This window comes from Methanoculleus chikugoensis (assembly GCF_900095385.1).
Classification (GTDB): Archaea; Halobacteriota; Methanomicrobia; order Methanomicrobiales; family Methanoculleaceae; genus Methanoculleus; species Methanoculleus chikugoensis_A.
On record NZ_FMID01000023.1, the window covers coordinates 16,113 to 37,244 of the forward strand.

The 21,132-nt window shown below is 61.6% G+C and carries 19 protein-coding genes; 8 read left to right on the forward strand and 11 right to left on the reverse strand.

Annotation, left to right across the window (positions count from 1 at the left end; all coding sequences use genetic code 11):
* Positions 1 to 65: 65 nt before the first annotated feature.
* The gene (locus L21_RS04435) at positions 66 to 596 is read left to right on the forward strand and encodes a nitroreductase family protein (protein WP_074369293.1); all 531 of its coding nucleotides are present in this window, start codon (positions 66 to 68) and stop codon (positions 594 to 596) included.
* 42 nt (positions 597 to 638) lie between these two features.
* Here the strand turns inward: L21_RS04435 and L21_RS04440 are convergent, their stop codons facing one another.
* The 3 genes from L21_RS04440 to L21_RS04450 form a co-directional block, all read right to left on the reverse strand.
* Positions 639 to 1,196, reverse strand: coding sequence for a DUF2115 domain-containing protein (locus L21_RS04440; protein WP_074369294.1), 558 nt, complete (start codon positions 1,194 to 1,196; stop codon positions 639 to 641).
* 168 nt (positions 1,197 to 1,364) lie between these two features.
* Positions 1,365 to 1,565, reverse strand: coding sequence for a hypothetical protein (locus L21_RS14525; RefSeq protein WP_074369295.1), 201 nt, complete (start codon positions 1,563 to 1,565; stop codon positions 1,365 to 1,367).
* Between the two features lie 566 nt (positions 1,566 to 2,131).
* Positions 2,132 to 3,094, reverse strand: a complete 963-nt coding sequence (locus L21_RS04450; RefSeq protein ID WP_074369296.1) for a TIGR03557 family F420-dependent LLM class oxidoreductase — start codon at positions 3,092 to 3,094, stop codon at positions 2,132 to 2,134.
* Between the two features lie 103 nt (positions 3,095 to 3,197).
* Between L21_RS04450 and hxlA the strand changes: the two genes are divergently transcribed.
* From hxlA to L21_RS04470, 4 genes are all read left to right on the forward strand, one after another.
* Positions 3,198 to 4,487 carry a 3-hexulose-6-phosphate synthase gene (gene hxlA / locus L21_RS04455; protein ID WP_074369297.1) on the forward strand — a complete coding sequence of 430 codons (1,290 nt, stop codon included), beginning with the start codon at positions 3,198 to 3,200 and terminating at the stop codon, positions 4,485 to 4,487.
* A gap of 85 nt (positions 4,488 to 4,572) precedes the next feature.
* Positions 4,573 to 5,268: a DUF1538 domain-containing protein gene (locus L21_RS04460; RefSeq protein WP_074369298.1), complete on the forward strand. Its 696-nt coding sequence runs from the start codon at positions 4,573 to 4,575 to the stop codon at positions 5,266 to 5,268.
* Positions 5,265 to 5,996 (forward strand): DUF1538 domain-containing protein, encoded by a 732-nt coding sequence (locus L21_RS04465; protein WP_074369299.1) that lies wholly within the window; start codon positions 5,265 to 5,267, stop codon positions 5,994 to 5,996. The genes L21_RS04460 and L21_RS04465 overlap by 4 nt, the downstream gene beginning before the upstream one ends.
* Positions 5,993 to 6,361, forward strand: a complete 369-nt coding sequence (locus L21_RS04470) for a P-II family nitrogen regulator (protein WP_074369300.1) — start codon at positions 5,993 to 5,995, stop codon at positions 6,359 to 6,361. Before L21_RS04465 ends, L21_RS04470 begins: the two co-directional genes overlap by 4 nt.
* Before the next feature lie 7 nt (positions 6,362 to 6,368).
* On the opposite strand, the gene L21_RS04475 is transcribed toward L21_RS04470, so the two are convergent.
* Genes L21_RS04475 through L21_RS04485 form a run of 3 tightly spaced genes read right to left on the reverse strand, consistent with a single transcriptional unit; the run spans position 6,369 to position 9,390 of the window.
* Entirely contained in the window at positions 6,369 to 6,800 is a 432-nt protein-coding gene (locus tag L21_RS04475) for an ACT domain-containing protein (protein ID WP_074369301.1), read from the reverse strand.
* Positions 6,800 to 8,101, reverse strand: coding sequence for a phenylacetate--CoA ligase family protein (locus tag L21_RS04480; RefSeq protein WP_074369302.1), 1,302 nt, complete (start codon positions 8,099 to 8,101; stop codon positions 6,800 to 6,802). Before L21_RS04480 ends, L21_RS04475 begins: the two co-directional genes overlap by 1 nt.
* Positions 8,101 to 9,390 (reverse strand): phenylacetate--CoA ligase family protein, encoded by a 1,290-nt coding sequence (locus L21_RS04485; RefSeq protein ID WP_074369303.1) that lies wholly within the window; start codon positions 9,388 to 9,390, stop codon positions 8,101 to 8,103. The genes L21_RS04480 and L21_RS04485 overlap by 1 nt, the downstream gene beginning before the upstream one ends.
* 508 nt (positions 9,391 to 9,898) lie before the next feature.
* Here L21_RS04485 and cas1 point away from each other — a divergent pair.
* Positions 9,899 to 10,834 carry a CRISPR-associated endonuclease Cas1 gene (gene cas1 / locus L21_RS04490; RefSeq protein WP_074369304.1) on the forward strand — a complete coding sequence of 312 codons (936 nt, stop codon included), beginning with the start codon at positions 9,899 to 9,901 and terminating at the stop codon, positions 10,832 to 10,834.
* Here cas1 and L21_RS04495 read toward each other — a convergent pair.
* The 5 genes from L21_RS04495 to L21_RS04515 form a co-directional block, all read right to left on the reverse strand.
* A complete protein-coding gene (locus L21_RS04495) occupies positions 10,816 to 11,103 on the reverse strand; it encodes an acylphosphatase (RefSeq protein ID WP_074369305.1) in 288 nt (95 codons plus the stop codon). The two genes, cas1 and L21_RS04495, sit on opposite strands and share 19 nt — an antisense overlap.
* Positions 11,100 to 14,666 carry a hypothetical protein gene (locus tag L21_RS04500; RefSeq protein WP_074369306.1) on the reverse strand — a complete coding sequence of 1,189 codons (3,567 nt, stop codon included), beginning with the start codon at positions 14,664 to 14,666 and terminating at the stop codon, positions 11,100 to 11,102. Before L21_RS04500 ends, L21_RS04495 begins: the two co-directional genes overlap by 4 nt.
* Positions 14,667 to 14,932: 266 nt before the next feature.
* The gene (gene glmM, locus L21_RS04505) at positions 14,933 to 16,291 is read right to left on the reverse strand and encodes a phosphoglucosamine mutase (RefSeq protein ID WP_074369307.1); all 1,359 of its coding nucleotides are present in this window, start codon (positions 16,289 to 16,291) and stop codon (positions 14,933 to 14,935) included.
* A gap of 4 nt (positions 16,292 to 16,295) precedes the next feature.
* Complete coding sequence (gene mobB / locus L21_RS04510; protein ID WP_074369308.1) at positions 16,296 to 17,051, reverse strand: molybdopterin-guanine dinucleotide biosynthesis protein B; 756 nt, start codon at positions 17,049 to 17,051, stop codon at positions 16,296 to 16,298.
* On the reverse strand, positions 17,048 to 17,617 hold the full coding sequence (locus tag L21_RS04515; protein WP_074369309.1) for a DUF5806 family protein: 570 nt from the start codon (positions 17,615 to 17,617) through the stop codon (positions 17,048 to 17,050). The genes mobB and L21_RS04515 overlap by 4 nt, the downstream gene beginning before the upstream one ends.
* Positions 17,618 to 18,895: 1,278 nt before the next feature.
* Between L21_RS04515 and xerA the strand changes: the two genes are divergently transcribed.
* Both xerA and L21_RS04525 read left to right on the forward strand, forming a co-directional pair.
* Positions 18,896 to 19,810 carry a site-specific tyrosine recombinase/integron integrase gene (gene xerA, locus L21_RS04520; RefSeq protein ID WP_074369310.1) on the forward strand — a complete coding sequence of 305 codons (915 nt, stop codon included), beginning with the start codon at positions 18,896 to 18,898 and terminating at the stop codon, positions 19,808 to 19,810.
* Between the two features lie 279 nt (positions 19,811 to 20,089).
* The gene (locus L21_RS04525; RefSeq protein WP_074369311.1) at positions 20,090 to 21,025 is read left to right on the forward strand and encodes an SDR family oxidoreductase; all 936 of its coding nucleotides are present in this window, start codon (positions 20,090 to 20,092) and stop codon (positions 21,023 to 21,025) included.
* The last annotated feature ends 107 nt before the right edge of the window (positions 21,026 to 21,132 follow it).

Consider the following 21,132-nt stretch of genomic DNA (forward strand, 5'->3'; position numbering starts at 1 on the left):
TGTTGGAGCCCTCCCCTCCTCCGTTTCCCCAAGGTATTTAGGCCAGGAGTGCCCACCATCGTTGCATGAGCCCGATTGGTGGAACGGTCAATCTCGGTGTCACCGTGATACGGAGCAGGCACAGCGTGCGGAAGTACAAGGACAATCCTATTGAGGAGAAGATCATCAAAGACGCCCTGGACTGCGCACGGCTTGCCCCGACCGCACGAAACGAGCAGCCCTGGCTTTTCGGGACGGTCCAGGGCCGCGAGACGCTGCGGGCGATTGCCGATCTCGCCGAGAACGCCAGGTTCATCGCCGATGCGCCCATCTGTTTCGCCGTCTTCGGGAAGCGGGATGCAAAGTATTACCTCGAAGACTGCTGTGCGGCGACGATGCAGCTCCTCCTTGCGCTCCAGGCCTGGGGTGTCGGAACCTGCTGGGTGGCGGGGGAGAAGAAGGATTACGCTGAGGATGTCCGGAAACTTCTCAACGTCCCGGAGGATTACACGCTTGTATCTCTCGTGCCTGCAGGATACCCCGAGGAGATCCAGATAAAGACGAAGAAGGTCCTCGACGAGGTCACGTTCTTTGAGCGCTACGAGGAAGAAGAGTAGGATCGTATAACGGAACTTCTTTTTTTCACGCCGCCTTCTTCTTCATCCGTCGCTCTGCTTTGCCGGACAGTAGGGGCAGAGGGCGTTTGGGACGTCGTCGGCCTTCTCCCTGACCGGGCAGAGGTACTCCCCGTTCCTGACTTCGACCTCGAACCCGCCGGGAAACGGCGTTCCCACGGGGTGGGCGGGGCGGTCGAGGACGAAGATGTTGAAGGCGGCGAGGAGGAAGTAGAGGAGTTCGAGGTGCCGCTCCTCCTCGTCTCCGGCAAGGCACGTCTTCTCGACCATGTCGCAGAAGTCCTGGTATTCCCCCGGGAGCGGCCTCTCCCCGTCTTCCAGACCTCCCCGGCGGGCGGCGGAGATGAGGGTGTGGTGCGTCTCGAAGATCTGGTCCATCACGCTCGGGTAGAGGCGTCGCCGGTATCCGGCGGGGACGGACCGGAGGTCGCGCTCTACCCTCGCCCGCACCTCCTGGAGGTCAAAGAGCGAGTAGCCGGACACCTCACGGTAGAGGATCGTCGCGAGTTCTCTCCTGGTCCCTGCCGACCGCAGGCGGGCGCATACGTCGCGGACGCCTGCAGGACCCCGGATCGTGCTCATCGCATCACGCAGATATGAGTTGCACCTCTAGATGCATCAGTTCTTCCGTCATGCGAAGGGGTAGAAATATTTGCATTTGTCAGAAGGAGCCTCCGTTCCTACGAATGGCGAGAACAGTTTGTGGGTGAACCGGGGGCTGGAATATAATTGACTCCGGCGCTACGGCGTTTATCTTGCGGGGTTGAAGGGGCGGAGCGAGAAGACCCCGGCCTTTAGGCCGGGGATGACACGGAACTCATCCCGGAGGTGAAGATCGAGATGGTCGTCAGGGATGCCGATGTCGACAGGGTCATCGGTATCTGCCGGGCGAACGGCCGTACCGGCAAGCCCGGCCGACGGCAGGATCTTCGTCCTGCCGGTGGAGAGCATCTGTCGGGTGCGGACGGATCTGGAGGAGCCGGAAGGGTAATAGTCCTTTTTTGGGTTATTTTAGAGTGAGTTCGCCGATGGTTAGTGTCGTAGAATGTTTAAGATCAGGACGTTCCGCCTGCTGTCACATGTGAGCGTAGCATCACAATTATGGGCTGGAGACAGGGGGGGATGCTCCCCCCTCCCCGTCAGCCCCACCCCCCATGGCGATATCCCCTTGAAATCCGTGCATAGGGTAAGCGATGCTCCGAAGAACGGCATACGGGGGATCTGGCGGGTCGAAAGGTAGGAGCACGAACACTGCCAGATGCGAGTATCGCTAAACAAAATGCGGAAAAGCGAGGGGACAGCCCCGGTGCAGTGGACCGTGGGGATATCGCCACGCACTGCCCCCGCCCCCGTGGGGCGGGGAGGAGGCCGAAGGCCGGGTGGGGTGGGGTTATAGGTATGATCTTCTGAGGTAAGATAGGGGAGGAGGGCATGCCCTCTCGAAGACCTTTGGCCTTCTCGTGCCCCGGTGCACGGAGAGTGACGGCAGGGCATGGAGTGAATATGAACCGGCGCCTCTACTCCCCAAAATGCGGCAGAACCTCCTCCCGGTAAAACTCCATGAACTCCTGCTGCTGGCTCCCGATCTGGTGGACGCAGACGTGGTCGAACCCCTTCCCGACACTCTCCTCGATCTTCCTGATATGCGCCTCCGGGTCGGGCCCGCAGACGACGTGCTTCGCCACGTCCTCCGGCGTCACCATCTTCGCCGCCTGCTCGTAGTGGGTCGGCGTGGGGAGGAGCCGGTTGAGTTCCCCGGCGTTTGCGGGAATCGGCCACTGTTCGTATGCGGTTCTCTGCCCTGCCTCTTCCGTCTCCGCCCAGCAGACCGAGTTCTCGATGTATGCCGGTTTATCGGCGCCCCCGGAGTCGCGGAAGATGATGAGGTTCTTCTCCGCGTTGCTGCCCGGGTTGATGAACCCGTCTCCGACCCGCGCGGCCATGGATGCGCTGATCGGGCCTTCCGACGCGATGTAGATCGGGGGGAGATCCTCCGGGAGCGAGAAGACCTGTGCGTTCTCGAGCGTGTAGAAGGCGCCGTAATAGTCCTGCATCCCGCCCTTCCAGAGCAGCCGGATCACCTCCACCGCCTCTTCGAGCATCTCGATCCTGACCGGCGCCGGAGGCCAGTGGCTGCCGAAGACGTGTTCGTTGAGGTTCTCACCCGATCCGAGGCCGAGGGCAAACCGTCCCGGCATCATTATGGCGGCGGTTGCGGCGGCCTGGGCGATGATCCCGGGGTGGATCCGGATCGTCGGGCAGGTGACGCCCGTCACCAGTCGGAGATCCGCCGTCACCTGCGAGATGCCGCCGATGACGCCCCAGACAAACGGGCTCTGCCCCTGCCTGCTCGTCCAGGGGTGGTAGTGATCCGATATCATGGCAAACGTAAATCCGGCATCTTCCGCCTGGCGGGCGTTGCAGACGAGTTCCAGGGGGCCGTGCTCCTCGCATGCCAGTTTATAACCGATCTCGACCATCCGTCATCACATCCGTGTCGCCGGCCTCCTCAAGCACCTCATGGGATATAGGTTTCCCCCGGTCCGGCACCAGATAAATAGAACCCTCGCCATACTGTACTGCATGGCAACGCCTACTCTCCAGGTGGCGCTCGATCTCCTCGAGCTCGATCGTGCGGTTGAGATCGCAGGTGAAGCGGTCCGTGGCGGTGCGGACTGGATCGAGGTCGGGACACCCCTGATCAAGAGCGAGGGGATGCAGGCCGTGAGGGTGCTCCGGGAACGTTTTCCCGATCGTGAGATCGTCGCGGATATGAAGATCGCCGATACCGGGGCCGTCGAGGTGGAGATGGCGGCGAAGTCCGGCGCCGGGATCGTCTGCATCCTCGCCGACGCCGACGATGCCGTCATCGTCGAGGCGGTGCGCTCCGCCCGCAAATACGGCGTCCGGCTCATGGCCGACCTCATCAACGTCGTCGACCCTGTCTCCCGCTCGCGGGAACTCGCCGCGCTCGGTGTCGACTACATCAACGCCCACGTCGGTATCGACCAGCAGATGATCGGTAGATCGTCGCTCGACCTCCTCCGCCGCCTTGTCGGGGAAGTGGGCACGCCCGTCGCCGTTGCGGGAGGACTGGATGCAGCGACCGCATCCGAGGCGGTCGCCGCCGGTGCCTCGGTCGTCATCGTGGGAGGGAACATCGTCAAGGCCGCCGACGTGACCGGGGCGGCGCGGCAGGTCAGGGAGGCCATCGACCGGCCCGAGATCCGGCCGCGGGAGGAGGAGAGCCGGGACGCAGCCATCCGTCGCCTCTTCGAAGCGGTCTCCGCACCGAACGTCACCGACGCCATGCACCGGAAGGGCGCGATGGCGGGCATCCTCTCCATCTGCGGTCGGGTAAAGGCGGTCGGCCGGGCGGTGACGGTCAGGACGGTCGCCGGGGACTGGGCAAAACCCGTCGAGGCGATCGATCTTGCCGGGCCTGGCGACGTTCTCGTCGTCAGCAATGACGGGAGGACGGACGTCGCCCCCTGGGGGGAACTTGCCACCCACTCCGCGAAGAACCGGGGGGTCGCGGGCGTCGTGATCGACGGAGCGGTCCGGGACGTCGACGACATCCGGGAGATGAAGTTCCCGGTCTTCGCCACGGCGACCGTCCCGAACGCCGGTGACCCGAAGGGTCTTGGGGAGATCAACACCGAAATCGTCTGCTGCGGTCAGGAGGTGCGGCCGGGAGACTGGATCGTCGCCGACGAGAGCGGGGTCGTGGTGGTTCCCCGGGAGCGTGCGTACGAGGTTGCCCGGCGCGCGGTGGAGGTCAAAAAGACCGAAGAACGGATCCGCGAGGAGATCCGGCGCGGAAAGACGCTCTCGGAAGTCTCGGAACTCCTGAAATGGGAGAAACGGCACTGACCGGCGTCGCCCCTGCCTTTATCTCAAGGCGTGACACAGGTAGATCATCCGACACCCGGACGGTTTTCCGGGGAGGAGCGGCGGCATGTTGCAGGAGATCAGGGAGGAGGTCATAGGGGTCGTCCAGGCAGTCCTCCCGATCATACTGATCATCGTCATCCTCGAGGTCGGGGTGCTCCGTGCGGCGCCGTCCGATCTCCTCCTGTTCCTGCTCGGGAGCGGCATGGTTGTTCTCGGAATTGCCCTCTTTCTCTCCGGCGTGAAGGCGGGCCTCCTCCCCATCGGCGATGCAATCGGGTCGGAACTCCCTGCCCGCGGTTCACTCGCACTGGTCATTGGGGGAACGTTCTTTTTCGGTCTCCTGACGACCATCGCGGAGCCGAATATCCGTATCCTCGCAGGCATGCTCGACACCGCCTCGGGAGGCGGCATCCCGTCCGGTTCCCTGATCCTTGTGATCGCGGTCAGCGTCGGGTTCATTGTCACCATAGGAGTCCTTCGCATCATCTTCGGATTCCCTCTTGCTTACCTCTTTGCCGCCGGCTACGGTATCGTCCTTCTTCTTGCGCCGTTCACACCGCTGGATCTCCTCGCCGTCGCGGTTGATGCAGGCGGCGTGACAACCGGGCTCCTGGTGATTCCGGTTATCCTGGCGCTCGGGACCGGCGTCAGTTCGGTTCTCGCCGGGCGTTCGGCCCTCACGGACGGCTTCGGGCTGGTCGGGCTTGCCGCACTCGGTCCGGTCATCGGCGTCATGCTGGTGGGAGTGATCTATCTATGATCGTGACGCCCCTCTTTGAGGGAATGGACCAGGTCTTTCTTGAGGTTGCGCAGGCGCTTCTTCCCCTGCTCATCTTCTTCGGGGTCTTTCAGGTGCTCTTTCTGAAACTTCCGCGGGTCTACGTCATAAACCTCGTGCGGGGCATCCTGATCGCAGCCCTTGGCATGGCTCTCTTCCTCCAGGGCGTCAATGTTGCGTTCCTCCCGGCTGGCAGGGCGATCGGGGAGGCTGTCACCGCGTTTGGCCACCTGTGGCTGCTCATCCCGTTCGGATTTCTCCTTGGGTTTCTCGCCACCTATGCGGAGCCCGCGGTCCGGGTTCTTGGCTACCAGGTTGAAGAATCTTCGAGCGGCTACATCAAGGAATCCCTGATCGTCTACAGCCTCTCCGTTGCGGTTGCGATCTCCGTAGCGCTCGGGATGGCCCGTCTCGTCTATGGCATTCCACTGCTCTCCATCATAATTCCCGGCTACCTCCTCGTCATCGTCCTTCTCCTCTTCACCGATCAGGATTTTGTCGGGATCGCGTTTGATTCAGGAGGTGTCGCCACCGGCCCGATGGCGGTCACCTTCCTCCTCTCCCTTGCCGTGGGGGTTGCGGCGGGGATCGAGGGCCGCAACCCCGTCGTTGACGGGTTCGGGCTGATCGCGCTGATAGCGCTTGCACCCATCCTCTCGGTGCTGGCGCTCGGTATCCTCTACCGGAGAACACGAGGTGAAGAAACTTGAGTAATGAGTCCGATAACGAACTGATTGTCACGATCGTAAAACGGGGCTGGTCCGAGCCGGTGCTTGCAGCGGCTCGCGGCGCCGGGGCTGAGGGAGGAACCATCATCTTTGGCCGCGGGACCGGTATCCGTGAAGTGAAATCCCTTCTCGGGATCGCTATCGAGCCCGAGAAAGAGATCATCTTAACCGTCGTCGCCGCCGACCGGGCGGACGCGGTGCTCGACGCGATCATCGCCGCCGCAGAACTGGATCAGCCGGGGATGGGCCTTGCATTCGTCCTTCCTATCCGGCGCGTTACGGGAAGGGTTCACATGTTCCGCAAAGGCGAGGCCGAGGACCCGGGAGCACCCCGGGAACCGGTCTGATCTTGAATTATCGGAAAAGGGATGCTTTGAGGAGTTCCCCGCCGTGGCCGAGGATCTGCCGGACGGCATCCTCAGCCTGGTCCACGCGCAGGATCAGGACCGCCGCGTCCTTCCCCGAGTAGGCGTAGGCATACTCGATGTTGATCCCGGCATCCCCGAGGATCGAAGCGATATCCGAGAGGCCGCCCGGCTCATCCCGCATCTTCACGCCGATGACGTCGGTGAACGAGACCCTGAACCCGAGATCGGTCAGTCTCCGGTGGGCGTCCTCCGGCCGGTCGACGAGCGCGCGAACGACACCGAACCCGTCCGCCTCGGCAATACTGAACGCAAATATGTTGATTCCCGCATCCCGGAGCGCACCGGCGATCGCCGCGAGGCGCCCCGGGCGGTTCTCCGAAAAGATCGAGATCTGTTTGACGATATACGACTTCTCCATTACAATGACCTCCTGTCAACAACTTTCTTCGACTTGCCTTCGAACCGGGGAAGAGTTCCCGGTTCGACCAGTTCGACGTCCACGCTCACGTTCAGCGAGCTCCGCAGGCGGTGCTCCACGACCTTCTTGATCACCATCAGTTCGGTGATCTTGTCGGAGAACGCCTCTTCGCTCACCTCCACCCGCACGAGCATGTTATCGAGCGCACCTTTGCGGTCGACGACGATCTGGAAGTGTCTGCCGACCTCGGGGATCTCGAGCAGCGCGTGCTCCACCTGCGACGGGAAGACGTTGATGCCCCGGACGATCAGCATGTCGTCCACCCTCCCGCGGATCCGGCCGATGCGCGGGTGGGTCCGGCCGCAGGCGCAGGGGCCTTCCTCGATGGCGGTGAGGTCGCCGATCCGGTACCTGACCATGGGAAGAGCCTCTTTCTGCAGCATGGTGATGGTCAGCTCGCCCTGTTCGCCGGCCTCTAGCACCTCGCCGGTCGTGGGGTCCACGATCTCGACGAGAGCGAGGTCGCCCCAGATGTGGATCCCCTGCTGCTCGGTGCACTCGGTGAACATCGGGCCGGAGAGTTCGCTCGTCCCGTATATGTCGTAGGCGCGGATCCCGAGCCAGTCCTCGATCCTGCCCCGCATCTGCTCCGACCAGGGCTCGGCGCCGAGGAAACCCATGCGAAGGTCGGTGTCGTTCTTGATCGAGACGCCCATCTTCTCCGCCACCTCTCCGATGTGGAGGAGGTAGGAGGGGGTGCAGGCGATGGCGGTGACGTGGAGGTCCTGCATCAGTTCGATCTGCCGCTCGGTGTTCCCGACGCTTGTCGGAAGGACGGTTGCGCCGACCCGTTCGGCGCCGTAGTGGGCACCGAGGCCGCCGGTGAAGAGGCCGTAGCCGTAACTCACCTGGATAACGTCGCCCCGCCCGAGACCGCAGGAGGAGAACGCCCGTGCGAGCGACTCGCTCCAGTTCTGGATATCCCGCTCCGTATACCCGACGACCGTCGGTTTCCCCGTCGTCCCGGAGGAGACGTGGTACCTGACCAGTTCGTTCCGTTCGGCGGTAAAGATCCTGTCCGGGTAGCCGTCCCGCAGGTCGTTCTTGTACATGAACGGGAGTTTCGCGACATCTTCGAGCGTCCTGATGTCGTCGGGGTGAACCTGCTGCTCCTTCATCCGGCGCCGGTAGAAGTCGTTGAAGCTGTAGAGCCTGTATACCAGGGATTTAACGAGTTTGAACTGGAGACGCCGCAGTTCATCGAGCGGCATCTCCTCAATCCGCGGGTTCCACGAAGCCATCAGATCGCTCCCCGCCGGTCGATGACCCGTTTGGCCTTCCCCTCGAAACGGGGGAGCGTTCCCGGCTCCACCAGTTTCACCGCCGTCCGAAGGCCGAGCGCATTGTGGAGTTCGCCGGAGATCTTCTTCTGCATACGGGCGAGGTCCTGGAGTTCACCGGAGAACCCCGCCCTGCTCATCTCTACCTCGATGTTCATCTCGTCAAGATGTTTGACGCGATCGATATATACGATGAACTGCTCCCCGACCTCCGGAAGGGCCCGCAGCACATGCTCGATCTGGGACGGGAAGACGTTGATCCCCCGGATGACCAGCATATCGTCGCTCCGGCCGGTGATCCGCTCGATCTTCTGCCCGCGCCCGCAGGCACACCCGTCGTCCATCAGCCGGGTCACGTCGCCGGTGCGGTAGCGGATGAGCGGCAGGGCGTTCTTGACGAGCGGCGTGATGACGAGTTCGCCGCGCTCGCCGGGAGCGAGCCGCTCGCCGGTCTCCGGATCGATGATCTCGACAAGGTAGCAGTCGTGCCAGATGTGAAGCCCGTCCCTCTCCGGGCACTCGAACGCCACGCCGGGGCCGTACATCTCCGAGAGTCCGTAACTGTCGTAGGCCTTCACCCCGAGACGCCGTTCGAGCTCGTTACGCATGCTCTCCGACCAGGGTTCGGCCCCGAATATCCCGGTCTTGAGGGTATCCAGCGTCTTTCCCATCGACTCGGCCACCTCGGCGAGGTGGAGGGCGTAACTCGGCGTGCAGTGAATGGCGGTCACCCCGAAGTCCTCGATCATCTCGATCTGGCGGCGGGTGTTTCCGGTCGCGCTCGGGATCACGGTCATCCCGATCTTCTCGGCGCCGTAGTGGAACCCGAGCCCCCCGGTGAAGAGGCCGTAGTTGACAGCGTTCTGGAAGATGTCGTCCTCGCATAGACCGATCATCGTCATGTTCCGCGCGATCAACTCCGACCAGTTCTCCAGATCCTGCCGGGTGTAGCCGACGACGGTCGGCTTGCCCGTCGTGCCGGAGGTGGTGTGAATCCGCACGATCTCTTTCAAGGGGGTCGCAAAGAGGCCGAACGGGTATCCGGCCTGAAGTTCCTTTTTGTAGGTGAAGGGGAGTTTCTCCACGTCGTCGAGCGTCCTGATCTCGTCCGGCGAGATGCCCGCTTCTTTTAGTTTTCTCTGGTATAGTCCTACTTTCTGTGCCTGGTGCAGCGACCATTTCAGCCGCTTCAGTTGCAGATCCGCGAGTTCGTCAGGCCGGATCGTCTCCATCGCTCTATTCCAGAACATAGTATCCCATCGTTTTTTTACCGGTTGGAGAGATCGTGCCCCATCCCGGCTATATTGCCCGGCATCAAGGTGCGGCATTCCCTGCCGGAATCGCACTTTCGCACCTCCGGCGCTCAAACTCCGTTCCCGAAACCCTTCCAGGTTTCTCCAGCTCCGATTCTGACGAACCGTCGCATCCTGAAGGGACCGTCGTTCGTCGGTGCTCCTGCCGCACCGCCGGACATACTTTACCTTTATGTGGGCGGGCGGTGCGGAAAAGGTTTGTCAAGACTTGGCATGACACACCGTGTCAGTCTCCGGTCCGGTTACACGGTCCCGGGTCGTCCAGACCCTTCCTTCCCGAAGCGTCTCCTGAGCAACCCCCGAAGGACCCGCGCCGGGCGGCGGGCACAGGCAGGCGGCCGGCCGATCCGCTCCCCTTATGCCGATGTTGTGTTCTCTCTGTATCCGGGAGATTCGATGCATTAATCACCAAAAACAGCCCAATGTTCATTTCCAGAGTGATCGAATGACAGCGACGGAACCCTGGCTCCCCGTCTTCGGCTACGGGGGGCACATCAAGGCGACGACACAGGAGCTGATCATCGCGCGCGGGAGCAATACCCGGCGTTACCCCTTACAGACGGTGAAGCACCTCCTGATCGTCGGCGGGCATACCCTGCACACCTCGGCGGTGACGAATCTCCTCAAAGCCGGCGCTGCCATCACCATCTTCGACATCGACGGCACGCCCGTCGGATACCTCTACCCGTACGGCTACCGGCCGGACGAGGCGGTGCGCCTCGCCCAGGAGCGGGCCGGCCCCCACCGGTTCGCTCAGCCGCTTGCGCGGGCCGCCCTCCAGTCGAGGCTTCTCCTCCTCGAGGAACTCTACGATCAGACCGGGCACGATATCTTCTACGCCGGAGAACTTGACTTCCTCTATCAGGCCCGGGAGGAACTCTCGGCCTCGGTCACGATGGAGAATCTGCGTCGACTCTCCCGCCTGACCGCCGATATGTACTATGAGATCCTCTCCCGCACGCTCCCGCCGGAACTCGGGTTCCGCCGCAGGACGAGCCGCCCCTACCTCGACCCCGTCAACGCGATGTTTGCATTCGGTTACGCGATGCTTTACGGCAACTGCTGCGTCTCGGTGGTCGGGGCTCACCTCGATCCCAACCTCGGCATGCTTCATGAAGGGGCGGGGAGTTTCGTCCACGACCTCATCGAACCGCAGAAAGCCTCGATGGTGGATCGTGCCGTCATCCGGTTTGCCCGCGAAGAGATCTCAAGCGGGGATTACGAATGCGGGGAAAAGCGGTGTTATCTTGGTAGCGATATCTCGGCCCGGCTGAGCGCGGCGCTCCGCGACTCCATCGACCAGGCCCGTATCGACGCACAGGTGCGCATCGTGCGGGATGCGCTCCTTGCAAACGCCGAGTTTCACGTGCTGTACTGGTAACTGCCCCGCTGGATGGTGAACTCGGGGTACGCAGCGTGCGGGATCTCCCGCTGGACGAGATCCCTGACGACGACCCGGGGACACCCGTAGAGCATGGAGACGAACTTATCGAGGATGACCGGGTCGGCGGTTGCGGTGATGAGCACCCGCCCGTCGGGGAGATTCATCGCCTCGCCGCCGACGCCGAGATTGGTGGCGATCCTCTTGATGCACGCGCGGAACCCGACGCCCTGCACCCTTCCCGAGACCCGGATCTCGATCGTCTTCACAGCCAGTGCTCCTGGATGATCCGCATGGACATATCCAGCTCGTCGTAGACTTCGTCCCGGATCGCCGAGTCGCGGATGTTGAGCGCCTCGCTCACGGCCAGATCGAGGATCTCCCTCGTGCGGTCTTCGTAACGCTCCGCATAGATCCGGCACGCCATATCGCCGAGCACGAACGCCCGCCGCGAGAGCGGCCTGATGATCCGGGCCTCCTCGAGCGCGCAGAGCAGCATCCTGTCCGCAACCTCCTGCTGCCCCGCGCCCCGGGCAATGAGGTAGAGTTCCGTGTAGTAGGCTGCCCGCTTTGCCCTGTCGGGCGCCGCACGTATCGCTCGATCGAGCGTGACCATGTCCTTTGTGGTGTACTCGCCGTTCCGGATCTTGTCCCGGCAGTCGAGGATCCTGGCATACACGGAGTTCTTCCATGACGGGGGCATGTTCTGATCGAGCTGGACAGTCAGGTTGTACCGGATCCTGTCGTCTTCGATTGCGGAGACGATACCGGCGGCGCGCTCTCGGGCGGCCGGTTTCCCGCTTGCCCGGTAGAACGAGAAGAGCATCCGGGCCATCCGCTGCTGCGCCATAGCGGTGATGAACGGGATCTGGATGTAACCGGCGGTCTGCTCCATGCCGTTTAACAGTTCTTCGATCTCCTCTTCGTCGCCGTACGTCTCGGCGAACTGTGCCACGTCAAAGAGCATCGAGAGCCGGACGTAGGGAGAGGGGATGTTCACGACCGTATGGCACATCGACGAGAGGATCTCTTTTCTCTGCGCAGGTTCGCTGACCATGTCGAAGACCGCCGCGAGAGCGTCCACGTACTCGACCGGATCCTCGATCCTGTCGACCTGCCCCATTGCCCATTCGATGTCATTCTCCTGCCGGTTCACGGAACTGAGGTTTCTTGCGGCGTAGATCAGGTTCTTCCTGACGAATGCCTCTCGCTCGCTCCCTGCGGCATCAAGCGTCTCCTGCGCCTCGGCAAGGTAGTCTCTGGCTGCATCGTGATCGATCCCGGCCATGAGTCCGGCGAGGTCGGCGAGCATGATCGCGCGGACGGACGGATCGGAGAGGTCGCCGATGGTCTCGTGGAGCCTCCGGATGATTGTCTCGGCCTGCTCAACGTTTTCGAGAGCCGAGTAGGCGCTCACGATCCGGTACATCCCGGTGTAGCGCGCGTAGACGTCGTTGGTGTGCTCGAAGAGCCGGTACATCAGTTCGAGCACCGGCTGCGCTGCCGCCCCTCCTTCGCTCCCTTCGAGCAGGTACGCCGTCACCTCATACGGATCGGCCGAGTCGAACTCTTTCGTGTAGTCGGTGAAGAACGTGAGGATCCGCTGTATCATGGCGGTCCGCTCGTATTCGCCGTCGATCTCCAGGGAGAAGAGCGACATGGGCGCCGCAAAGATCGGGCTCGCGTAGACCTGCGTGTACTCGAGCATGATATCGACGTAACTTGCTATCTTGATCGATATCTCCTCGCGCGAGGTGCTGGTCTTGAGGAGGTTGAGCGCGATCTCGAACGGTTCCATCATGCCGTCGAAGATCTGCGCCTCACCCCGGGAGAGGTGGTCCGCCACCTGCAGGCTCCCGACCCGGACGTAGCCTTCGATGAGGGGATCGGCCAGTTGCCGCTGCAGGGACGGGTCGGCAATCTGGGAGAGGATCTGGCCCGCCTCGTCCAGCGCCTGAAGCGAGAGCTGTTCGATCCCGTACATGATCAGGCCGTGGACGACCTTGCCCATCGCAAAGAGGCAGTAGTCCCGCTCTAAGAGGGACGTGGAGAGAACCCGCATCCCGTGAAGCAGGTCGAGGTCGCCGTCCTCAACGGCGAGCACGGCAGCCTGGTCCACGATGCCCCCCATCGCCTCGGCCCGTGTCCGCTGGTCCACGATCTCGCAGGTGAGTCCGGTCGCGTGCCGGAGGAGATCCCGGTCTTTCCGGGCGACGCCGACCCGTGCCATCTCGACTGCGATGGTCGAGATGGCCTGCTCGCGGAGATCCTGTTCGCCAATCTGGCTCACCAGATCCACGAGGGCCGACGGCTCTTTCTGGCGGACGAACCCCCGCTCGATCAGGATGGTGCTGCACTCGAGAAGCAGGGTGTCCTGTGTGCGGTGAGAGTCCACGAGTTCCTTTATGGCCGGTATGTGCCTGACGATCTCGTCAAAGTCGTACTCCTTGCAGAAGTCGGTCACCGCCTGGTGAACCAGCGAATCGGCGATCTCGATATCCAGCGGGGCGAGGATGTTCTCGCGGACGAGTGCGATCTCGTCGCGCCGGACCCCCTCCTTGATCAGGCGAACGCTGGTATCGAAGAATTGGGCGTTGATCCTCTGTGCACTGCTGCTGGCCTTCTTCATGACCTCGATCGCGTGATGGAAGTCGCCCATGCGGGAGAGTGCGTCGGTGATCTGCCGGTAGAGCTGGGCCGCTTTTGCAGCATCGCAGGACTCGTCGATCAGCGGCGTGATGTCGAGGAGGACGGTAGGGTTGCCGCTTTTCTCGACGACCGCGATCCCGGAGAGGACAATCTCTTCGATGGGAAGCTGGGTCTCTCCCGCACCCCGGGCGTTGAACTCGAACGCCTTCTCGAGGAACCAGCGTTCCCCGCTCCGCTCGGCTTTCTTCAGGAGTTCGAGGACGAGGGTCTGGCCTGCCCACGGCTTTTCGTCGTCGATCCTGAGCAGTCTGGTGTATACCTGTTTTTTGTCCCGCTGGCGGTCGAGGAGCTGCTCGGTCAGGATCGCGAGAACCTCCGTGAGCCGCTCTTCGGGGATATCCGGGAGAGAGTCAAGGATATGTTCGATATCGGAGATCTCCTTCTTCAGGGAGGATTTCCAGGCGGCGTCCACGATGTCGGCGATTGAGTTGGTGCGCCGGATCTTCTGGTTGATCTCGGCGGCGCTTAAAAGGCCGCGGATCACGAGGTTGATATCGCCGGCCTCGATGCCGGCCCCGGCGATCGCCCGGGCCACGTCGGCGTGGAGTTGCGACTGCCGCGATATGTCGCCGATCTCGGGAAGCATCTGGAGAGCATACTGCATGATCTCGACGTTCCGGTGCTTCTGCCCGTACCGGATGAAGAGCGGGATGATCTCGGAGAGGATGGCCGAGCGGTATTTGCGGATGCTGATCTTATCGAAGGCCTCTCCTCCTTTCTCGATGTAATGGATGTCGCCGGAATCAACCCCGGCTTGGACGAGGTCACGGGAGATCCGGGCGAGGATATCTGACTGATGGCTCTTGCGATCGAGTTTATCGACCAGTGTGAATATCGCGGAAAACCATGCTTCGTCTTTTTTCTCGCTATAGATGGCGGCAGCACGGTTGGCGAGATCGAATATCTCTTCTCTGGTCGGTTCGACGAGCTGGCTTAAGAGTTCCGGCTGGCCTTCGTCGAACGCCGCTTCGACCAGGGCGGCATTCATCTGCTCGTAGAGCGATCTCTTCTCCTTCCTCGTCTGGGTCTCCGATATGTCCGAAGCTACCTTTTCAAGCTCACGCAGATCGCCAGAAGAGATAGCGGAGTTGATCTTCTGTTTTATCTGTAGCTTTCCATCCATTTTGATCAGCGCTCTCTCGTGGGTTCTGCATCATGGATATCCATTATCAGATATATAGGTTGCCCCCCTCTCACAAGAATGTTTTTCAATGGATTTGGAGAGTTCCTCAAAAATATCGGGGATAAGGTGAAGGATAGCAGTCATCCCGGGCACCGCGTGCGGAACTGCTTCATCGTATGCCGATCCCGCAGGCGAGGGGTTGGGGCGGCGGGGGATCGGGTCTGTCCCCGCCCGCGTTTGTGGTTGCCCGGGGCTCTAATTCGGCTCTAACGACCCGTCGCGACCATCATAATCTCCCGGTACATGGCGTCCGCGACGGCCGGGTCCTTTGCCTCGATCATGATCCTGATCATCGGTTCCGTGCCCGATGCCCGCACCAGTGCCCAGGCGTTCTCCCTGACGATCTTGATGCCGTCGATCTTCTCGATGGTCTCTCCCGCGAACGCCTCTTCGACGGTGCGGACCAGTGCGGCCGGGTCGGCGGTATGGTATTTCTCCTTGACCAGGTGGTATGCGGGGAGTTCGTCGACGATATCCGAGAGTTTCCTGCCGTTATGGCTCGCGAGCACCGCCACCATCATGGCGGCGGTCATGCCCCCGTCCCGGCAGAACTGGTGGTCGGGATATATCAGCCCGCCGTTTCCTTCACCGCCGAACGAGACTTTCCTGCCCTTGTCGATCAGTTCGATCATCCTTCTCGCGACATAGATGCTCCCGACGGGGGTGTAGTCGACGATGCAGCCGTGTTTCTCCGCGATATCCCGTATCAGCCGGGAGGTGGCGACCGGGGTGACGACGAGCCCGTTGCCGTTTCTACCGCAGACATAGTCCTCGATGAGACCGAACTCGTAGTTCTCTTCTATATAGCGTCCTTTGGTATCGACGAAGACCGCCCGGTCGGCGTCGCCGTCGTGCGCCACCCCGAAGTCGGCGCCCGTGGCGAGGACCATCTCCGAGAGGGGCTGCAATCCTTCAGGTGTCGGTTCGGGCATCCGGCCCGGGAAGGTGCCGTCGAGCCTGCCGTTGATGGTATGGACCCGGCACCCCATCCTTGAGAGGATAATCGGGGTCGTGAGCGCCGCGGGCCCGGAGCCGGGGTCGACGACGACGGTCATGCCCTTGCCGATGCCTTCCGGGAAGTGCGCCACGACTGCCTCGATGTACTCCTCGAGCCGGTCGGGTGCGGCGCTCTCGCTGCCGATGCCGTCCCAGTCGACCACATCGAACTCCTCTGCGAAGAACCGGCCTTCGAGCCGGATGATCTCCTCATCGGACATCTCGGTGCCGTCGGCCTCGATGATCTTCACGCCGTTGTACTCAGGCGGGTTGTGGGATGCGGTGATCATCGCGCCGCCGTCGAACCGGTTGGTCTTGATGATATACTGCAGGGCCGGGGTGGGGAGGACGCCCATGTCCACCACGTCGCACCCGGTCATCAGGAGCCCGGCCTTGAGGGCGTGGGTCAGGGCTTCGCCGGACGTCCGCGTGTCTCTGCCGACCGCGATGGTGCCTCTCCTCATCGATCCGAGCGCTGCACCGATCTTGAGGACGAGGGCCGGCGTCATCGTCTCTCCGATCACGCCCCGCACGCCGTTCGTTCCAAACATCTGTTTTCCGTTTCGCATCTCATCACTTCTCCACGTCGTGTAATTCCCGTTTCAGCCTGTCGATTGCGTTGGCGGCGGCGGCGAAGGCCTCCTGCCGGTGCTCTGCAAGTATAGCAAGATATGTTATATCCTCTCCGGCATAGAGCCGTCCTTTCCGGTGGTAAAACCGGGCGCCGATGATTCCCGGGACGGTTTCCATCTCTTTTTGGATGCTCTCCGCCACGGTGTCGACGGTCTTATCGAAGTCCATGTATTCAGTCCGGTCGTCCCCCGACCATTCCCTGACGATCCCGTTGAACGTGAGGATGGCCCCTGCGTGCGAGATGTCGCACTCGCGCCGGAGATCCCTGACCAGCCCCTCGACGGTGTAGTAGTCTTCGAACCGGTCGAGTGCGGCGATCACCTCCTCGACCGAAGGGTTGCGGAGCACGACGTTCTCGCTCTCGAGATCGCCGATTACGATCCTCGGGAACGATCTCGACTTGAATCCCTCGAGTATGGCATACTCAATCCCGGCATTGCAGAGGACCTCCAGGGTGGAGTTGAGATCGTTCTCCCGCCTGACGACGACCGACTTCTCTTCATCGACACCGCCGGATATAGCAGCATACGATTCATAATACATGGTGGTGTCCTTTCCGGGTTCTAGCGAAAAGCCGTGGTGCCCGAGATGTTTGACCGCTCCGACGGCCCCATGCGCGGAAAGCGCACCGATCAGGTTCTTTATGAACGTGGTCTTCCCGGCGTTCGAGCGGCCGACGACCTGTATGATCTTCATACCTCTCCCTCTTCTTGATTCTGTACTTCCGGTTCTTCTCCTCCCCGGCCCCCGCCTTCCTGGCCCGGCCGGGCCTTCAGGATGACCGAAGCCGCCTCGGCCACGCCCCGCATCACCTCGGTGATCCGGTCCTCGACGTCGATCTCGTCGTCAAGGTTCAGGCTCGTCCCTTCCACCTCCAGCAGGAACCGGGCGACCTCGCTCGCCTCAAAGAGGATCTCGTCGAGTTCCTCCGCGGTGAAGAAACCGCACATCGCCCCGTAAAAGAACGTGGCCCCGGCTTTCTTCACCTTCTTCTTGAACGAACTCCTTGCCTGGTTGACCGCCTGCGGGGAGTAGGAGTCGACCATGAACGGGCAGAGTTCGGGGAGGTTTTCGCCGATGAACGTCATCTCCGAGCCGCTGGTGGTCTTGAAGTCTGCGCAGAGGCGTGCTATGGCCCACTCGCGGGCGGTGATGTGGGTGTGTTTGCGCAGGAACTGGTTGACCCGCTGGTAGGTGGCGCCATCCACCTTCTTGAATTTCTGGTACTTGTTCGGGTCTTTGATGCTGTCTGGTTCTTCCATTTTATCTACCTCTTGTTGGTTTTGCTATTTCAATAAGGCTGGTTGAACGGTGACGGTTCAAAAGAAACCGGATGCGCCGCCGGGATCGGTTGTTGTGCGGGTGCTGCCGCCGTCACGGTCGCCCTTGTTCACCATATAGCATCATAGGGTTTATGCCTGCCTCTTTGCTCCGGGGTGCGGGGCGATGATCCGGCCATCAGGGTGGGCTGTTCTCTCGTTTGCGGCACAATATTCGCCAGGACCGTGCGAAATACCGGACCCTCGTCTGGTTCCTGAAGGAACGCCCGGCCCCGGTTATGTTCGAGGCCGTCTCCGAAGCCCGATACGATCTCGGCCGGTAACCGTTGTCGAGCCCCCGGGGGAGTTTTTCTTCGCGCTCTTCGCGCTTTCGCGTGAGCTGACGGTGCTCGAGCCCACGAGGTCAAACCACCGATCCCCATTCTCTTTGGGGGCGCCCCTTCGCGGATTCGCGCCCTTTGCACGAGATTTCGTTACCTCATCCCAACCGTTAGGGTGGGTTGCGACGTTCTGTCTGGTGCCGGGTTCGAGTAATGCCCGGCTGTACGGATCTTCATCAAAATGGCTTTGCCCTGCCTTCTCTCCTGGAGCGCGCCATTGTCCCGGCGTTCTGTGGCCGGCCACCCGGATCCGGCGCCCTCATATCAGGGTTCTGAGCCGCGATCGTGCTCTTATCTATAGTTGAGGTTGCCGGAGGGAGCGATAGGGCGTCTGTGCTCATATGTGGGGGTCGTTTATATGTGGGCGGCAGGTGGGGGTCGCGTAGCGCCTGTGCTGCTCCTGGTTCGTTCACTTTCTCCCCGCGCGGTAAGGGGTTCATATACCTGAAGGAGGATGTATTCAGTAGGGTTTGCTTCCCCGCCCCCACCTGGGGTGCAGCCCCTGCATACCTCCTAACTCCGAAACAATCTGCATCACCTGATACCCATTTTTTAGGAGCCCTGGTAAATTCAGTGTTTCTGCAACTTTCGGGCGCGCTTTGGGTTTTTTTGGAGATGTCTCTGCTATGGGTCCCCTTCAGCGGCATGGGTCCGGTAGGGCTGATTTTTTTGCTTTCCAGGTATCTATTCTCCTGCTGCACGTATTCTGGAGATCGGCGAGTTCTCTGGTCGGGACGCCCCCCTTGTAGCGGCTCTCTCGGTGCCTGGTGTGGTGGACGCCTCCTCGGGTGGGACCCGGGTTCTCCGGTGATGCAATATGTTGCGGGGAATAGGCATTTACCGCAATCTTGATATGCTTCGTTATTTAATGTATTGTACAATGGAAAACGCCTTTTTCTCGGAATGGCTGGATCGCTTCGCTAGTTACCTCCGGATGCGGAATTATTCGCCCCGGACGATCGAAAAATACCTGCAGACCATTCGGCGTTTCGCCCGATACGCCTGGCTCCGGCAGAACTCGAACGAGACCTCGTTCGATGAGGCCACGTTCGAGAACGCTCCGCTGGATGCGGACGTCAGCGTCTCTGCGGCCCTCGTCACCGATTTCTTCTCGTATTTTACGGAGAAGCAGGATTACAAGCCCAAGACTCTCCACCGGATGATCTCGACGCTCTCCTCGTTTTACAAGTACCTCTACGTGCAGGGGGCCGTTGTCGCCGACCCGATGCTCGGGGTGGAGCGGCCCCGGATCAAGAATCAGGAGCTGAAATACCTCAAACACAGTCAGGTGATCCGCCTGATCAACACCATCGAGAGCGAGCGCGACCGGCTGATCGTCCGCCTTATCTACGCCACCGGTGTCCGTGTTTCGGAACTCTGCGCGATATGCGTCGAGGACATTGATTTCGAGGAGCAGACGATACGGGTGAAGGGTAAGGGCGACAAAATTAGGACGGTTTTCATCGACGAAGAGACGCTTGAAGAGATTAACCAGTTCATCGGCAACAAGATCGAGGGGCCGCTCTTTGTAGGGCAGCAGGGCAACCACATCTCCCCGCGAACCGTCCAGCATCTCTTCAAGCAATACGCTCCTTCCGGGATTACGCCGCATAAAATCCGCCATTCCTACGCGAGCGAGCTCTATCGGCGGTCGAAGAACCTCCGCGTCGTGCAGGAAAACCTGGGTCACTCCTCCATCAAGACGACCGAAATCTACCTGCACACCGACATCGACGAGCGTAAACGCGTCTATCAGCAGTATTTCCCGCTCTCGAACGGAAAAAAGGAGGAGTGATCGGGCCCTCCGGGCGATCCGGATAAACTGCATGATGCTATATGGGTGCCGGCCGACGCAGGACCTCGCGGTGCAGCCGTGCCGGGGTGGGGTTCCCGGCGCCTACACAGGTTTATCATCGCTGTTCTCGCGTCGAGGGGCAGGATATCTGGTGAGCCCACTTGTGTCTTCGCGGAAAAAACCCGTTTCGTCCTCCGGAGCGAGCATTTCCTCGCCTTTGCCCTCTTCCCCTTCCCCTCGGGAACGCTCAAATATCGCTGGAGTATCTATGCTGCCTGTATGCGTTACATCGTCACGGGCGGGGCGGGGTTCATCGGATCCAACCTCGCAGAGCGGCTGGCACGCGACGGCCACGAGGTCGTGATCGTCGACGACCTCTCCGCAGGGCGGCGGGAGAACATCGATCGTCTCCTGGTTCATCCCCGGACGACGTTCATCGAGGGGAGCGTCAGCGATCTCGACCTGCTCGTCGACGCCTGTGCCGGAGCGGACGGCATCTTCCACCAGGCGGCCGTCGCTTCGGTTCCCCGATCCGTGGCAAACCCCCTGGAGACGAACGCGGTGAACGTGACCGGAACCCTGAACGTTCTCTGGGCTGCAAAGGAGTGCAGCGTCCCGACGGTCGTGGCGGCTTCCACCTCGGCGATCTACGGCGACGATCCGGTCTTCCCCAAGAGAGAGACGATGGCGCCGAGACCGCTCTCCCCCTATGCGGTCTCGAAACTCGCGGGTGAGCACTACGGGAAGGTGTCCGCCGATCTCTATGGCATCCGGACGGTATTTCTGCGCTACTTCAATGTCTTCGGTCCCCGGCAGGACCCGAACTCCGAGTATGCGGCGGTGATCCCGAAGTTCATCACCCGACTGCTCGGGGATAAGCCGCCGATCATCTATGGCGACGGAGAGCAGACCCGGGACTTCATCTTCGTCGCCGACGTGGTGCGGGCAAACATCCTGGCGATGGAGGGCGATGCTTCCGGCGTCTTCAACATCGCCGGGGGCAGCAGGATCAGTTTGAACCAGCTTGCGTCCATTCTCGCAGAGATCACCGGCATACACCGCCGGCCGATATACGAACCGCCGCGACCGGGGGACGTGCGCGACTCCCTTGCCGAGATCACCCGGGCAGGGGAGGCCTTCGGGTTCTCTCCCCGCTGCACACTTGAAGCGGGGCTCCGCGAGACGGTGGCGTGGTTCCGCGACGGCGGCCGGTAACCCCTTGAGGCACCCGGTTGGCCGATCCGGGCTCGCCGCGCTCCCGGGCACGGCGGGTGCAGGAACCTATATATTGTTACTCCACAGTAAAGGGGGGCGAGGTGCAG